At 68.7% G+C, this 15,516-nt stretch carries 17 protein-coding genes; 14 read left to right on the top strand and 3 right to left on the bottom strand.

Going from position 1 to position 15,516, the window contains the following annotated elements:
• Position 1 precedes the first annotated feature (1 nt).
• The 10 genes from pgeF to JOE30_RS16960 all read left to right on the top strand — a co-directional run bounded on the left by pgeF (position 2) and on the right by JOE30_RS16960 (position 10,164).
• Positions 2–727 (top strand): peptidoglycan editing factor PgeF, encoded by a 726-nt coding sequence (pgeF, locus tag JOE30_RS17005; protein WP_204870499.1) that lies wholly within the window; start codon positions 2–4, stop codon positions 725–727.
• Positions 724–1,449 carry a YggS family pyridoxal phosphate-dependent enzyme gene (locus JOE30_RS17000; protein WP_204868090.1) on the top strand — a complete coding sequence of 242 codons (726 nt, stop codon included), beginning with the start codon at positions 724–726 and terminating at the stop codon, positions 1,447–1,449. The genes pgeF and JOE30_RS17000 overlap by 4 nt, the downstream gene beginning before the upstream one ends.
• Positions 1,450–1,530: 81 nt before the next feature.
• On the top strand, positions 1,531–2,238 hold the full coding sequence (locus JOE30_RS16995; protein WP_027505855.1) for a cell division protein SepF: 708 nt from the start codon (positions 1,531–1,533) through the stop codon (positions 2,236–2,238).
• 139 nt (positions 2,239–2,377) lie between these two features.
• Complete coding sequence (locus JOE30_RS16990; RefSeq protein WP_204868088.1) at positions 2,378–2,656, top strand: YggT family protein; 279 nt, start codon at positions 2,378–2,380, stop codon at positions 2,654–2,656.
• A gap of 216 nt (positions 2,657–2,872) precedes the next feature.
• Entirely contained in the window at positions 2,873–3,733 is an 861-nt protein-coding gene (locus tag JOE30_RS16985) for a DivIVA domain-containing protein (RefSeq protein ID WP_204868086.1), read from the top strand.
• A 65-nt stretch (positions 3,734–3,798) separates the two neighbouring features.
• On the top strand, positions 3,799–3,957 hold the full coding sequence (locus JOE30_RS16980; RefSeq protein ID WP_027505858.1) for a hypothetical protein: 159 nt from the start codon (positions 3,799–3,801) through the stop codon (positions 3,955–3,957).
• A 245-nt stretch (positions 3,958–4,202) separates the two neighbouring features.
• Positions 4,203–7,337 carry an isoleucine--tRNA ligase gene (ileS, locus tag JOE30_RS16975; protein WP_204868084.1) on the top strand — a complete coding sequence of 1,045 codons (3,135 nt, stop codon included), beginning with the start codon at positions 4,203–4,205 and terminating at the stop codon, positions 7,335–7,337.
• 55 nt (positions 7,338–7,392) lie between these two features.
• Positions 7,393–8,685, top strand: coding sequence for a DNA polymerase IV (locus tag JOE30_RS16970; protein ID WP_239532987.1), 1,293 nt, complete (start codon positions 7,393–7,395; stop codon positions 8,683–8,685).
• A 127-nt stretch (positions 8,686–8,812) separates the two neighbouring features.
• Positions 8,813–9,460 carry a cutinase family protein gene (locus JOE30_RS16965; protein WP_204868082.1) on the top strand — a complete coding sequence of 216 codons (648 nt, stop codon included), beginning with the start codon at positions 8,813–8,815 and terminating at the stop codon, positions 9,458–9,460.
• Positions 9,461–9,651: 191 nt separating this feature from the next.
• Positions 9,652–10,164 (top strand): hypothetical protein, encoded by a 513-nt coding sequence (locus tag JOE30_RS16960; protein WP_204868079.1) that lies wholly within the window; start codon positions 9,652–9,654, stop codon positions 10,162–10,164.
• 62 nt (positions 10,165–10,226) lie between these two features.
• On the opposite strand, the gene JOE30_RS16955 is transcribed toward JOE30_RS16960, so the two are convergent.
• Positions 10,227–10,985: a sensor domain-containing protein gene (locus JOE30_RS16955; RefSeq protein WP_204868077.1), complete on the bottom strand. Its 759-nt coding sequence runs from the start codon at positions 10,983–10,985 to the stop codon at positions 10,227–10,229.
• Positions 10,976–11,917: a hypothetical protein gene (locus JOE30_RS16950; protein WP_204868075.1), complete on the bottom strand. Its 942-nt coding sequence runs from the start codon at positions 11,915–11,917 to the stop codon at positions 10,976–10,978. Before JOE30_RS16950 ends, JOE30_RS16955 begins: the two co-directional genes overlap by 10 nt.
• Positions 11,918–11,971: 54 nt before the next feature.
• Between JOE30_RS16950 and lspA the strand changes: the two genes are divergently transcribed.
• Genes lspA through JOE30_RS16935 form a run of 3 tightly spaced genes read left to right on the top strand, consistent with a single transcriptional unit; the run spans position 11,972 to position 14,120 of the window.
• A complete protein-coding gene (gene lspA, locus JOE30_RS16945) occupies positions 11,972–12,565 on the top strand; it encodes a signal peptidase II (protein ID WP_204868073.1) in 594 nt (197 codons plus the stop codon).
• On the top strand, positions 12,562–13,488 hold the full coding sequence (locus JOE30_RS16940) for an RluA family pseudouridine synthase (RefSeq protein ID WP_204868070.1): 927 nt from the start codon (positions 12,562–12,564) through the stop codon (positions 13,486–13,488). The genes lspA and JOE30_RS16940 overlap by 4 nt, the downstream gene beginning before the upstream one ends.
• Before the next feature lie 5 nt (positions 13,489–13,493).
• The gene (locus tag JOE30_RS16935) at positions 13,494–14,120 is read left to right on the top strand and encodes a hypothetical protein (protein ID WP_307806214.1); all 627 of its coding nucleotides are present in this window, start codon (positions 13,494–13,496) and stop codon (positions 14,118–14,120) included.
• A 2-nt stretch (positions 14,121–14,122) separates the two neighbouring features.
• Here JOE30_RS16935 and JOE30_RS16930 read toward each other — a convergent pair whose 3' ends face one another.
• On the bottom strand, positions 14,123–14,713 hold the full coding sequence (locus JOE30_RS16930) for a CHAP domain-containing protein (protein WP_204868068.1): 591 nt from the start codon (positions 14,711–14,713) through the stop codon (positions 14,123–14,125).
• 92 nt (positions 14,714–14,805) lie between these two features.
• On the opposite strand from JOE30_RS16930, the gene JOE30_RS16925 reads away from it, so the two are divergent.
• Complete coding sequence (locus JOE30_RS16925) at positions 14,806–15,459, top strand: vancomycin high temperature exclusion protein (RefSeq protein WP_371831724.1); 654 nt, start codon at positions 14,806–14,808, stop codon at positions 15,457–15,459.
• The last annotated feature ends 57 nt before the right edge of the window (positions 15,460–15,516 follow it).

Below are 15,516 nucleotides of genomic sequence, written 5' to 3'. Positions count from 1 at the left end.
CATCTCCGACCGCGGCTACCGTGTCCGGCGCGTGACGACGTCACGCGCCGGAGGCGTGTCCGAACCGCCCTACGATTCCTTCAATCTCGGTGATCACGTCGGTGACGACCCGGCGCACGTGGAGGCCAACAGGCGTCGTCTCGCCGAGAAGATCGGTCTGTCTCCCGAGCGGCTCGTGTGGATGGACCAGATCCACGGTCGATCCGTCGCGACGGTGGACGGACCGGTCTCCGGGCCGGTCGAGGCCACCGACGCCCTCGTCACCACGCAGCGCGACCTCGCGCTCGTCGTCCTGGCGGCCGACTGCGTGCCGCTCCTGTTGTCGGACGATGCCGCGGGCGTCGTCGCCGCCGTTCACGCCGGCCGCGTCGGTGCTCGGATCGGCATCGTCCCGCGCGTTCTCGACGCCATGGTGGCCGCGGGTGCCTCCGTCTCCCGTGTCGAGGCGTTCCTCGGCCCGGCGGCCGGGGGAGACGACTACGAGGTGCCCCGCACCATGCAGATCGACGTCGAGACGCATCTGCCGGGCAGTGCGACGCGGACCCGCAGGGGCACACCGGGTCTCGACATCCGTGCGGGCCTGCGTCGCCAGTTGCTCGAGGCCGGCGTCGCCGGAGTGGCCGCCGATCCGCGCGAGACCATCACGGACCGTTCGCTGTTCAGCCACCGCCGGGGGTCGCCCACGGGGCGGCATGCCGGTGTCGTGTGGATGGACACGACCTCGTGACCGCGCCGGACGATCGGCGGACGTATCTCGCGGAGCATCTCACCGAGGTTCGTGATCGGCTGTCGCGCGCCTGTGCGGCCGCGGATCGCGCACCCGATTCCGTGACCCTGCTTCCCGTCACCAAGTTCTTCCCGGCCTCCGACGTCGCACTGCTGCGCGAGCTCGGGTGCACCGAGTTCGGCGAGTCGCGCGAGCAGGACGCGTCCCCCAAGGTCGTTGAGATCGGCACCGACGGTGTGCGCTGGCACATGATCGGTCGCCTGCAGCGCAACAAGGCGAAAGCTGTTGCCGCATGGGCACATGCGATCCACTCGGTGGACACCGACCGTCTGGTCACCGCACTGGGCAAGGCGGTCGCCGGCGCGGTGGACAACGGTGACAGGACCACGGATCTGGACGTCTACGTGCAGGTGAGTCTGGACGGCGACACGCATCGCGGAGGCGTTGACCGTGTGGACCTGGAGGCACTCACCGCGCAGGTGTCCGAGACCGCGGGTCTGCGGCTCGCCGGTCTCATGGCGGTGCCCCCGTTGGGCGCGGACGCCGACGCGTCGTTCGAGGATCTGCAGCGTCTTCACGCGCAGGTCCTCGCCTCGCATCCGGACGCGACCGGACTGTCGGCCGGGATGACGGGCGACCTGGAAGAGGCTGTCCGACACGGGTCCACGTGTGTGCGTGTCGGAACCGCAATCCTCGGTCCACGGCCGATAACCTCGCCTTGACGACATGAACACCATCGTCACCACGGACTTACTCCAGTCACACGAGTACCAGCCACACCGCCACGCCAGGAAGGTCGACCGATGAGCACGTTGCACAAGTTCAAGGCTTACTTCGGCATGGTCCCACTCGACGATTTCGAGGACGACTACCTCGACGACACGGATGCGCCTGTCGCATCCCGGTCGTCGCGTGGCGGATACGGAAAATCGATGGACGACCATGACTACGCCGATCGCGACTACGCCGAGCCGGCGTTCGTCGGTGGTCGCCGCGACGAGGACGACGACTACGAGCGTCCCGAGCCCCGGCACAGTGCCCGGGTGGCGCCGCTGTCGTCGCGTTCCGGTGGCGGATCCCGCTCCGGCGGCGCGATGCGCACCTCCACCCGCGGCGCCCTCGCGATGGACACCCGCATGGATCCCCACTCGGAGCTGCGTCGCAGCGAGCCCCGTCACGCCGAACCGCGCGTGTCCGACCGCCGCCAGGCCGCACTCGACGACGGGGGCCCCATGTCGACCATCACCACGCTGCGTCCGCGCGACTACAGCGAGGCGCGCACGATCGGTGAGCGCTTCCGTGACGGCACGCCCGTCATCATGGATCTGGTCGAGATGAGCAACGCCGACGCCAAGCGCCTCGTCGACTTCGCTGCAGGCCTCGCGTTCGCCTTGCGTGGTTCGTTCGACAAGGTCGCCACGAAGGTGTTCCTGCTCTCACCGGCCGACGTCGACGTCTCTGCCGAAGAGCGTCGCCGGATCGCCGAGACGGGCTTCTACAACCAGCAGTGACGTCTCACACGGCGCGGTGGGCCGGTCTCGCGGTGCGAGATGAGCTCCCCTCGTCGCGGGATGGCATTGTGGTGTCGTGCGTGATCAGAAAGTTGTGTCGGTGTCGGTCTCTCCTGCGTCTCGCGGGACGGTGAGCTGAGTGTTCGCAGTCCTGTACTTCATCCTCTTCGTCTTCTGGCTGTTGCTCATCGGCCGGATCATCGTCGAGTTCATTCGTTCGTTCGCACGTGACTGGCGTCCGACGGGTGTGGTCGTGGTCATACTCGAAGCGATCTTCACGGTCACCGATCCGCCGGTCAAGCTGCTGCGGCGCATCATCCCGCCACTGAATCTGGGCGGTGTGCGGCTCGACCTGTCGATCATGGTGCTGCTCTTCATCGTCTTCATCCTGATGCGCGTGGTGCAGGGCGTCGGCTGACGGCGAGTTCCGTCGACGGCGACAGTGTCCCGTGTGACAGAATGTTGCTCGAAGGTGCACGATGAGTGACCATCGCTCTTTGTGCGATATAACTGAATGTCCTGGTTGCCCCCACTACGGCAGCCGGGTGCCACTGCCATTGTTGATCGAACGAATGCTCGCGTACATCGCTTGTCGATGCTCCACCGCTCTCGAGACGCGTGAAGGGACCCTTCCATGCCGCTGACTCCCGCCGATGTGCACAACGTCGCGTTCAGCAAGCCGCCCATCGGTAAGCGCGGATACAACGAGGACGAGGTCGATGCGTTTCTCGATCTCGTCGAACAGGAGCTCTCGCGCCTGATCGAGGAGAACGCCGACCTGCGTCAGCGGGTCGGAGAACTCGATCAGGATCTCGCCGAGGCCAAGAGCTCGGCAGCGTCGCGTCCGAGCACCCCTGCACCCGCGCCTGCTCCCACCCCCGCACCGGCACCGCGTCCGGAGCCCGCCAAGCCGGCACCGGTCGTCCAGGCCGCTCCGGCACCGGCTCCTGCCCCCGCCGCGGCGTCCTCCGCCGGCGACTCGAACATGCAGGCTGCCAAGATTCTGGGTCTCGCCCAGGAGATGGCCGACCGTCTGACCGGTGACGCGAAGACCGAGTCCGAGCAGCTGCTCGGGAGTGCTCGCGCCAACTCGGACCGTCTGGTCAGCGAGGCACAGAGCCGCGCCGAGTCCCTCGTCTCCGAGGCTCGCCAGAAGGCCGACGCACTGCTGTCCGACGCGCAGACGCGTTCGGAGACCCAGTTGCGCCAGGCCAAGGAGAAGGCCGACGCGCTCGAGAGCGATGCCGAGCGCAAGCACACCGAGATCATGGCGACCATCAACCAGCAGCGTTCGGTCCTCGAGGAGCGCATCGAGCGCCTCAAGACGTTCGAGCGCGAGTACCGGGTCCGCCTGAAGTCCTACCTCGAGTCCCAGCTGCAGGAACTCGACCAGCGTTCGTCCGCACTGCCGGTCGACAGTGGTCAGGATCCGTTCAGCAAGGACAACGGCCAGTCGTCGAACTTCGGACAGTCGTACGCCAAGGGCAACAACTGATCCGTCCTCGTCGAGGCTGTTCCGGGGGGAACCAGCGGGGGGATCGAGGGTGAACGGATGAGTGCGTGCTTGTTCTGACGCTGGTTCTGGCGGGCGTCGGGTTCGCGTTACTCGTCGTCTCGCTCGTCACGGGATCTGTGGTGTGGGCCTGGGCCTGCATCGCGGTGTGTCTCGTGGGTGCGGTCCTTCTGCTCGCCGGTGCCCTCGCGGGCCGGCGGCGGTAGACTGCCTCACGTCGAAGTACAGGTAGTTCCAGCGACGATCCGGCCATCACCGGGGAGCTGTCCGGAAGAACGGTCTCGGCCCGTACGGGTCGGTGCTCAGTAGAACCGGACGGGTCGAGCCCGTCACAGCTCGATCGGAGAGTGGGTCGCCTCGGCGGCCAAGCGGGGTGGTACCGCGGCTCCCGGCGCACAGTGCCGGTCGTCGTCCCCGTGCCGCATCGAACGGGCACAGGAGCACCGCAGCCATGACCACCACCGACGACACCACGACACCCGACGCCGGCTACCCCCGCGTCTGGTACGCCTCGGAGTCCGGCAGTCCCGATTTCCCGGCTCTCGAGCAGCAGGTTCTCGCGCACTGGGATGCGGACGGCACGTTCCGAGCCAGCGTCGACGCGCGTGCCGACGCCGACGAGTTCGTCTTCTACGACGGGCCGCCCTTCGCCAACGGCCTGCCGCACTACGGCCATCTTCTCACCGGCTACGTGAAGGACCTGATCCCGCGTTTCCAGACCATGCGCGGGCGCAAGGTGGAGCGACGGTTCGGCTGGGACTGCCATGGTCTCCCCGCTGAGCTCGAGGCGGAGAAGCAGCTCGGCATCACCGACAAGAGCCAGATCGACACGATGGGTCTGGCGGAGTTCAACGCGTACTGCAAGCAGTCCGTTCTGCGGTACACCGGCGAGTGGCGCGACTACGTCACGCGCCAGGCGCGATGGGTGGACTTCGACAACGACTACAAGACCCTCGACCTGGACTTCATGGAGTCGGTCATGTGGGCGTTCAAGGAACTGCACGACAAGGGTCTGGTGTACCAGGGCTTCCGTGTGCTGCCCTACAGCTGGTACGAGCAGACGCCGCTGTCGAACCAGGAGACCCGGCTCGACGACGCCTACAAGATGCGTCAGGACCCGGCCGTCACGGTACGGATGACGTTGACCGCGCCCGGCTCCCCGCTCGACGGTGCGGACGCACTGATCTGGACCACCACCCCGTGGACCGTGCCGTCCAACCTGGCGATGGCCGTGCGCCCCGACATCGACTACGTGCAGATCGAGGACGGCGCGGGCGGCCGTGTCGTGCTCGCCCGAGACCGGGTGTCGCACTACGCCCGTGAGTTCGGTGACGAGCCCGTGGTGGTGTCCGAGCACACCGGTGCGGAGCTGATCGGTCTCGCCTACGCGCCGCCGTTCGATTTCTTCCTCGGTCACGAGAACAGTCACCGGGTGCTGTCGGCCGACTACGTGACCACCGACTCCGGTACCGGAATCGTCCACCTCGCACCGGCTTTCGGTGAGGAGGACATGGACGTCGCGACGGCCAACGGTATCGAGGTGGTGCAGCCGCTCGATGCGGGCGGCAAGTTCACCGCGATGGTGCCGCCGTACGAGGGTCTGATGATCTTCGACGCCAACCCGGTGATCATCAAGGACCTCAAGGCGTCGGGAAAGCTGGTACGGCACGAGACGATCGAGCACTCGTACCCACACAGCTGGCGTTCGGGTCAGCCGCTGATCTACATGGCGGTGCCGTCGTGGTTCGTCTCCGTCACCAGTTTCCGCGACCGTATGGTCGAGCTGAACCAGGACATCACGTGGGTGCCCGAGCACATCCGCGACGGCCAGTTCGGCAAGTGGCTCGAAGGCGCACGCGACTGGAACATCAGCCGGAACCGGTACTGGGGCAGCCCCATCCCGGTGTGGGTGTCGGACGATCCCGCGTACCCACGTACCGATGTCTACGGCAGTCTCGATCAGATCGAGGCGGACTTCGGCGTGCGGCCGACCGACCTGCACCGGCCGTTCATCGACGAGCTGACCCGTCCCAACCCGGACGACCCCACGGGCAAGTCCGTCATGCGTCGAGTCCCCGAGGTACTGGACTGCTGGTTCGAATCGGGCTCGATGCCGTTCGCTCAGGTGCACTACCCGTTCGAGAACGCGGAATGGTTCTCCACGCACAACCCGGGCGATTTCATCGTGGAGTACAACGGGCAGACGCGCGGGTGGTTCTACACCCTCCACGTGCTGGCGACGGCGCTGTTCGACCGGCCCGCCTTCCGGACGGTCGCCGCACACGGCATCGTGCTGGGCGAGGACGGGCTGAAGATGAGCAAGTCCAAGGGCAACTACCCGGACGTGAACGAAGTGTTCGACCGCGACGGCTCCGATGCCATGCGGTGGTTTCTCATGTCGTCCCCGATCCTGCGGGGCGGCAACCTGATCGTCACCGAGCAGGGCATCCGCGAGGGTGTGCGGCAGGCACTACTGCCCATGTGGAACGCGTGGAGTTTCCTGCAGCTGTACGCGTCGAAGCCGGGGACGTGGCGGACCGATTCCACCAACGTGCTCGATCGCTACATCCTTGCCAAGTTGGCCGAGACCACGCGCGTCATCACCGAGGCGTTGGAGGCGGTCGACATCGCGGGGGCGTGTGACGAGTTGCGTCAGTTCTGCGACGCGCTGACCAACTGGTACGTGCGGCGCTCGCGTCAGCGCTTCTGGAACGAGGACGCCGACGCGATCGACACCCTCCACACGGTGCTCGAGGTGCTCACCCGCGTTGCGGCCCCGATGCTCCCGCTCGTCAGCGAGGTCGTCTGGCGGGGACTCACGGGTGGACGCTCCGTGCATCTCGCGGACTGGCCGGTGGTCGGTACCGAGTTGCCGGCCGACCCCGAGCTGGTCGCGGCGATGGACGAGGTGCGCACCGTCTGCGGCGCGGCACTGTCGCTGCGCAAGGCGAAGAATCTGCGCGTCCGTCTGCCGCTGCAGGAGCTCACCGTCGCCGCGGACAACGCCGAGCGGCTGCGCCCGTTCGCGGACCTCATCGCCGACGAGGTGAACGTCAAACGCGTCGATCTCACCGAGAACGTCGACGTGCACGGCCGTTTCGAGCTCGTCGTGAACGCCCGTGTGGCCGGTCCGCGTCTGGGCAAGCAGGTGCAGGCGGTCATCAAGGCGGTCAAGGCAGGGGAGTGGAGCGAGACCGACGGCGTCGTCACGGCGGCAGGTCTCGAGCTGCTGCCCGAAGAGTTCACCCGGCGCCTGGTCGCGGCGGAACCGGAGTCGACGGCGGCGCTCCCGGGCAACGCCGGGTTGGTCGTGCTCGACTCGGAGGTCACCGAGGAGCTCGAAGCCGAGGGGTGGGCCAAGGATCGCATCCGCGAGTTCCAGGATGCCCGACGCTCCGCGGGTCTGGACGTGTCCGACCGCATCGCGGTGACGGTCGACGTTCCCGCCGAGCGCCGGTCCTGGTTCGACACGCACCGCGACCTCATCGCCGGCGAGATCCTGGCCACCGATCTGCAGGTCGGCGATCCGGGTTCGGCCGCAGTCGATCTCGGCGACGGAGTGCGGGCATCGTTGGTGAAGGCCTGACGGTGTGAACGGCGGGTCGGCCGAACGCAGCAGACGCTGGGTGCTCCATCTCGACATGGATGCGTTCTTCGCGTCGGTCGAGCAGCTCACCCGGCCGACGCTGCGCGGCCGACCGGTGCTCGTCGGCGGCGGCGGTGGTCGAGGCGTCGTGGCGGGATGCAGCTACGAGGCACGCGTGTTCGGTGCCCGGTCGGCGATGCCGATGCACCAGGCTCGGCGACTCGTCGGCTCCGGTGCGGTGGTGGTGCCGCCCCGCGGCAAGGTCTACTCGGCGCTCAGCACCGTCGTCTTCGACACCGTGCGGCGCGTCGTGCCGGTGATCGAACAGCTCTCTCTCGACGAGGCGTTCGGTGAGCCGGCGGAGTTGGCGGGAGCGACTGCCGGCGAGGTCGAGGAGTTCTGCGCGGCGCTCCGCGCTGCGGTGCTGGACGCGTCCGGTCTCGTGGCCTCCATCGGAGCGGGAGCGGGCAAGCAGATCGCGAAGATCGGGTCGGGCCTCGCGAAGCCGGACGGGATCCGGGTGGTCTCTCCGGCGGACCAGGCGGCCCTGCTCGAAACTCTGCCGGTGCGGAAGTTGTGGGGCATCGGGCCGGTGGCGGAGGACAAGCTCCGCCGGCTGGGAGTGCACACGGTCGGTGCGTTCGCCGCGATGCCGGAGGCGGAGGCCGCGTCCGTGCTCGGTTCCGCCGTCGGACCCAGCCTGCACCGTCTCGCACGTGGTCTCGACGATCGGCCCGTGGCGGAACGCGCCGAGTCCAAACAGGTCAGCGCCGAGACCACCTTCGCCACCGACATCGTCGACATGGCCGGGTTGCGATCCGCCATCGTCGCGAGCGCGGAGGCCGCTCACACCCGGTTGACGAAGGACGGGCGGGCGGCCCGCACCGTCGTCCTCAAGCTCCGCAAGTCCGACATGAGCATCGTGACCCGTTCGGCCACACTGCCGTACGCGACGGTCGATCTGGCGACGATCGTGGCCACCGCGCAACGGCAGGCTCTCGATCCGCGCGAGCTCGGCAGCATCCGTCTCGTGGGGGTGGGCCTCGCCGGCCTGTCGACCGTTCGGCAGGAATCATTGTTCCCCGAACTCGACCAGGAGAGCCTCGACGTCGACTCCTCGGTCACCGCGGCCGAGCCCGCGCCGGTCGTCACGAGCGACGTCCTGCTCTGGCGGCCAGGGCTCGACGTCCGACACGACGAGTACGGCCACGGGTGGGTGCAGGGCGCAGGGCACGACGTGGTGACCGTGCGGTTCGAGACGCGGAGCACAGGCCCCGGGGTGGCGCGGACTTTCTCCGGAGACGACGAGCACCTCGCGGTGGCGGATCCGATGGAGAGTCTGGCCTGAGGGCGCGTGCTCTGAGCGGTGTGAACGTGCGTTCGTGCATGTGTGATGTGAGCGAACAAGTACTGCCACCCGGCATCTCCGTTCGTTACTGTGACCGAGTCCAGTCACTTCGGGGAAAGGGCTCGTCATGAATGTCCGACTTCTCGCTCGGGTGTGTGCAGCGGCGTCTGTCGTCGCTGCGGCCCTGGTCGTTCCCAGCGCTGTGGCCACCGCGGCGCCGTGTACGGACGTCGACGTCTCATTCGCACGCGGGACCGGTGAACTGCCCGGACTCGGCATCACCGGTGGACCTTTCGCCAGCAGTGTCACCTCCACGCTCGCCGGGCGGTCCGTCAGCACCTACGCCGTGAACTACGCTGCCGACTTCTCGCAAGCCAGCGCCGGGCCCGGCTCGCGTGACCTGGTCGCGCACATCACCTCCGTCGCAGCAGCATGTCCTGCAACACAATTCATCATCGGCGGGTATTCGCAGGGTGCCACTGTGGTCACCAATGCCGTGGGTCTGCGCACCCCGAGCAGTGTCACAGGTTCCGTGCTGCCCGCGGGCGTCGCCGACAGGGTCAAGGCCGTCGTCGTGTTCGGCAATCCGTTCGGTCTGACCGGGAGGACCATCGAGTCCGCGAGCGGCACCTACGGCCCGCGCACCCGCAGTTTCTGCAACTTCGGAGACCCGGTGTGCCAGATCGGCGGATTCAATTCCTTCGCGCATCTCACCTACGCGAGCAATGGCAGCGCGGGTCAGGGTGCGACATTCGCGGCTTCCCGAATCAGCTGAATTGTTCATTGTTCGACTGATCGGAGCTCGGTGGACCGAATGTGCGCGGTGCATGCGGGGTCGCCCGCCGCCGCCCATCCTGTGACCCCTCTCGAGGGCACGACGAGCTTTACCGTTTCCTCAGAACTGGTCGGTAAGGTCTGGCCCGACGCTCGATACCGAGTCAACTCACGAGATGTAAGGACGTACACGTGAAGCTTCCCCGTACCGGACGCGCACTGGTGGCAGGCATGGCAGTCGCCGCCGCTCTGACGATGACGGCGTGCAGCAGCGGCGAGGACGGCGGCACCACCGACGCCACCACGTCGGCCGCCACCACCTCCAGCGCAGTCGCCGAGGCACCGTCCGATCTCCCCCCGGTTCCCACCGCCGAGGAGCTGAACACGCGCCTGCAGGAGAGCCTCGATCCCAACGTGCCGCTCGAGCAGAAGGTCCAGTACGTGCAGGGCGCGGAAGCCGATCCGGAGCTCATCAACAAGGTCGCCGAGGCCGCTCGCGTGAACAACGCGAAGATCCAGGTCCTCGATGTGACCGATCTGGGCGACGGCACGCTGAGCTCGAACGCCACCATCGATCTCGGTGGCCAGGTCAACCCGCTCCAGGTCGCCTACATTGCCGAGGACGGGGAGTGGAAGCTGTCGAAGGACAACGCCTGCGCGATCGTGTCGCTGGCGCAGCTGACCTCGCCTGCCTGCACCGCCTGACACCGCAGTACCGACCACACGACGCCGGCATCACTTCAGGGTGGTGCCGGCGTCGTCGTGTCTCAGCGCAGTCGGTCGGCGGCGGTGCGCGCGAGCGTCCGCACCAGGTCGGGGTCGACGGGCTCGGTCCCGGTGGCCACCAGTTGGGTCAGGGTGGATCCGGAGACGGTGAGGATCGCGTCCGTCGTCAGGGACACGCCGTCGCTGCTCACGGCGAGTCGCACCGCGACGGACGCGTCGCCGATCGGGGGAACGTCGGTGAGCAGGGTCGAGGAGCCGACGCGGTAGTCCACCCGCACACCGTCGGCGTCCGTGCCGCTGAAGGTCGCGCATCGTGCGAGTGAGTCCTGCACGGCCGCGAACGCGGTGAGGGCGCCGGGACCGTCGTAGCTCGCGGCGTCCTGGTCGATCGAGGAGAAGTCGGGTCCGCCGTAGGAGACGGACGCGGCGCTGATGACGCCGGGCACCTGGGTGGCGATCGGTGCCAGCACCGCCGCGCACTCGGCGGGGTCCGTGCTGGACCGGTCCTCGGCCGTCGCGCCCGGAGCGCTGGGGTCGAGCGGAGGCAGGTCGTAGCCCGTGTAGCCGGGTGGGAGATCGGCGATGCTCAGGAGCCGACCGGCGAGCAGAGCGTTGTCGGTGATCGGGCCGGTGCCGGTGGTGGCCGACGGCGGGGGGACCGACGTGAAGGCGGGGAGCCCGACGGTGGGCGCCTCGGGCGTGGCATCGCTCGGTGCATCGCCGGCGTCCCTGTCGGTGCCGCATCCGACGAGCACGACCGCGAGCGCTGCCGTGACCGCGCCCAGTCGTCTCAACTCCATGTCACCGTGTTGCTGGTGGTCTGCTTCAGCGTCGTCTGGCTGTTGGCGTCCCGGTAGACCTGATCGCCGCCGACGGCGACCGTGCCGCCCAGAGGGAGCGGCTTCGACGGATCGATCCGCAACTGCCCCTGGCCGGTCATCACGAACGACTCGATGTTCAGAGTGCCCTGCTCGTCGGGGAGCTGCCAGATCGGTTCCTCCGGCGCCTGGGTCACGGCGACGTCGACCGTCGCGACGCCGTCCTCGAACGACGTGAGTGTCGCCGTCGTCGTCTGCAGCAGCGAGATCCCGCTGACGACCTCCTGGGTGACGGTCCATCGCGCGCCGACGCCGATGGGTTCCGCCGGGAACGGGACGGCGCGGTACACCGCCTGGGACAGCGCCTGCTCGACGGCTGATCGAGCGATGTCCTGAGCCTCCGGCGACGGATCGATGGTGAGTGCGGTGACGGCACCCGACGCGGTGGTCGCGAAGCCTGCGGAGGATCCCTCGGTGGGCCCGAGGCTCGCCTGCAGGGTGGCGTCCGACGTGGTGGCCGCACCCAGTGTCATGTCGACCTGGAGTCCGTCGGACCCGGCCGCCGAGCGTGAGGTCGCCGTCATCGGCAGCGTCAGCGGCGGTGTCGAGAAGTCCTGCGCCTCGGCCGCGTCGATCTGCTGGCTGATGGTCGACTCGGCGACGAGGGTCGCGGTCTGCTCGGCGTCCGACGGGGCCGCGGTGACGACGGTCCTCGGCTCGGCTCCGGCATCGACCAGCGTGGTGGTGACGGCGGAGACCGGGAGGGTGACCGCGGACGTGCTGGGCGTCAGCTCCTCGGTCGCGGGTACGTCGGTGTCGGTCCCGCACGCCCCGAGCGCCAGGACGACGGTGACCGCTGCCGCGGCGACGAGGGTGGTGGAGCGTCGGCGGGGTCGTGTCGAGAGCGATGTCACGCGCCCGAGGTTAGCGTCGGATCCTGAGCGGCCGGTGAGCGGTGAGTGTAGGTAGTGGACAATGGTGGGGTGACCGACGTGGAGAATCCGGACCGACCCCTGGCCCGACGCACCCGACGGCTGTTCGCCGTCGCGGCGGTCGTGCTCGCCCTGGACCTGCTCACGAAGATCGTCGCGGTCGCCGTCATCGAGCCCGGTCGACCGATCGAGATCATCGGCGACACCGTCACCCTGCGCATGGTGCGCAACGCCGGCGCGGCGTTCTCGATGGCCACGGGCATGACCTGGCTGTTGACACTGGTGGCCGTCGCCGTCGTGGTGGGTGTCATCCGCATCGGACGCACTCTTCGCTCCGGCTGGTGGGCCGTGGGCCTCGGGTTGGTGCTCGGCGGTGCGCTCGGCAATCTCATCGACCGGTTCTTCCGCTCGCCCGGCCCGCTGCAGGGTCACGTCGTGGACTTCGTGTCCATCGGCTGGTGGCCGGTGTTCAACGTCGCCGATTCCTCCATCGTCTGCGGTGCCGTCCTGCTGGTGATCATCACGCTGTTCGGCATCGAGCCGGACGGAACTCGCCGTGCCGACGACAAGAGTGACGCCCCTGCGGCCACCGAGAGCGCCGCGGCGACCGAATCGGAGAAGAAGGCGTGAGGGAGACACGGTCGATGCCCGTTCCGGACGGGCTCGACGGCATGCGCGTGGATGCGGGACTGGCTCGGCTGCTGGGGTTGTCGCGGACCGTCGTCGCGACCCTCGCCGAGGAGGGCGCCGTTCAGGTCGACGGTTCCATTGTGGCGAAGTCCGACCGTCTCGGCGGCGGCACGTGGCTCGAGGTGGAGCTGCCCGAGCCCGCGCGTCCGTTGACCATCGAGGCACAGCCGGTGCCGGGCATGGAGATCCTCTACTCGGACGACCACATCGTCGTCGTGGACAAGCCGGTCGGAGTGGCCGCGCACGCGAGTGTGGGCTGGACGGGACCGACGGTGATCGGTGGTCTCGCGGCCGCAGGGTTCCGCATCTCGACGTCGGGGGTCCACGAGCGCCAGGGCATCGTGCACCGTCTCGACGTCGGGACGTCCGGCGTGATGGTGGTGGCGACGTCGGAGCATGCCTACACCGTGCTCAAGCGCGCGTTCAAGGAGCGCACCATCGATAAGCGCTACCACGCTCTGGTGCAGGGACATCCGGACCCGAGCAGCGGAACCGTCGATGCGCCCATCGGGCGACACCGCAGCAACGACTGGAAGTTCGCCGTCACGGCCGACGGCAAGCCCAGCATCACCCACTACGACACGGTCGAGGCGTTCCAGGCCGCGAGCCTGCTGGACGTGCACCTCGAGACCGGGCGCACTCACCAGATCCGGGTGCACTTCTCGGCGTTGCGGCATCCGTGCTGCGGCGATCTGACCTATGGTGCCGATCCGCGCCTGGCCGAACGGCTCGGCCTCGAACGCCAGTGGCTGCACGCCCGCGCACTCGGGTTCACCCATCCCGGTGACGGCCGCTACGTGGAGTTCTCGAGCCCGTACCCGGCGGATCTGCAGCACGCACTGGACGTGTTGAGAGCGGGCTGAGACGCGTGCGCGCCGTGTCCGCGGCGTCGGTCGTCGCGTTGATCGTCGCGGTGCTCGTGCTCGGTGTCCTCAATCCGGTCCGTGGTTCGTCGGTCCGCACCGATGCCCTCGGTCCCGACAACGACGAGACCGCCGCGCAGTACGTGGCTCGGGTGGACCCGCCCACCGGCGACGGCGATCGGTGGGCGCTGGTGTCCTTCACGCGGTCGATGCGTGCCGACGAGATCGCGCCCACCGTCGACGGAATCAGGGTCTCGGTCGTCTACGCGCACGTGCCGATCGACCGCGTGCAGACCCCGCTCGTGGTGGTCCCCGTGCCGGACACCGACTCCGTGCTCGCGTCGTCCGTCCGCCTTGCCGCCGGCCTCGTTCCACCCGGTCGCGACGAGCGCGGGAACGCGATCGCGGCGGTGGTGCGCTCGCGCCTGCAGGCCGACTGCGCCTGCGCCGCAGGCGTTCTGATCCGAGCGAGTGTTCCGGAGCTCGCCGCGCTCGCGGGCCGGGACGGTATCCGCGCGGTCGAGGCGCTGCCGGGGGACGCGATCTACGGCCGGTTCGCGGTGGCACCGCTGTATCCCGAACGCGACGGCGACGCGGTGCAGCCCGACGACGGCCCGGTTCCCGCCTCCTGACCTCAGGACCCGAGCAGGCCGAACCCGAGCACGGCCGAGTCGTCCGCCCAGTCCAGATCGTGGATGCGGATCCCGCCCATCTCGTTGCCGCCGACGGTCGTGACCGTGTCCCCGTCCACCGCGACCACGATGTTCGTGTGCTGGCCGACGAGCAGATCTCCGACGGGCCCACCCGACTCGTACAGGACGACGTCGCCGACCGCGGGGGTGTGGTCGCCGACCGGCGCGAAACGCCCCTGCTCCTGGTAGTACTCCGTCAACGTGTAGACACCGGGAATACGCCACCCGCCCGAGTGCGGATTGGTGAACGACGCTCCGGCCTCGCGCATCACGTGGCTGACGAAGTCGGCGCACCAGGCCTCGTCGACGCCCTCGGAGTAGAACGTGGCGGGGCGGGGATCGCGGTACTCACGCTCCACCACCTCGAACACGCGTTGCTGCGCGGGGGACAGGGACGCGTCGGCCGCGGGGAACTCGGCGGTGTCCCACGGGTACCACCGCTCGGGCGCGGTCCACAGCACCGCCGCGACGGCGACCACCGCGAGGGTGACGATGCCGGCGACGGTACGGCGTACGCGGGTGGTGGTGGGCATGCTCCGACGCTACCGAGCCGGGCCTCCGTGGTCAGGATCGCGGCGCCGATCTTCACGGAACCCTCACATGATGGACTGGGAGCATGAGACGTGTGGGGCGCCGACATCTGATCCGTGCCGTCGGCGGGTCCGCCGCCGCGGTGCTCGTCGTCGTGCTCGGATCGGCGGCGTGGGTCGCCGCCTCGTCACACGGTCGGCTGTACACGGCGGACACCGCGCCGAGCGCTCCCGTCGCCATCGTGCTGGGCGCTCGGGTCCAGGACGGCGAACCGTCGTCGTTTCTCGCCGGTCGTCTCGACGCGGCACTCGACCTGGTGCGGCGCGGTACCGTGCGCGCACTTCTGTTGTCGGGCAACGCCGCCGGCACGTCGGGTGACGAGCTGGAGGTGATGATCCGCTATCTGGTGAGCCGCGGCGTCGACCCCGACCGCATCGTTGCCGACCCGTACGGGCTGACGACCCACGACACGTGTCGACGCGCCGTGGCGACGTACGGAGTGACGACGGCCCTGATCGTCAGTCAGGACACCCACGCCGCACGTGCGGTGGCCCTGTGCCGAGCGGCGGGAATCGAAGCCGGCGGCGTCGTCGCTCCCTGCGACTGTTCCCGGCGCTCGTTGCTGCGGCAGTTCGTACGCGAGATGCTCGCGCGTCCCAAGGCCGTGCTGGACGTGCTCCGCGGCTCCGCGCCCGCGGTGCAGTCGCCACCGACCGGCGCGGTGCGCCGCGCCGTCGAGATCGGCTGACGCGGGTCACTCGAGCGGCGTCGTGGTCGACGTGACCGGCGGTGCGCTGCGCGAGGT

This window comes from Rhodococcus sp. PvP016 (genome assembly GCF_017832185.1).
Classification (GTDB): Bacteria; Actinomycetota; Actinomycetes; order Mycobacteriales; family Mycobacteriaceae; genus Rhodococcoides.
This window is presented reverse-complemented; position numbering and strand designations above follow the sequence as displayed.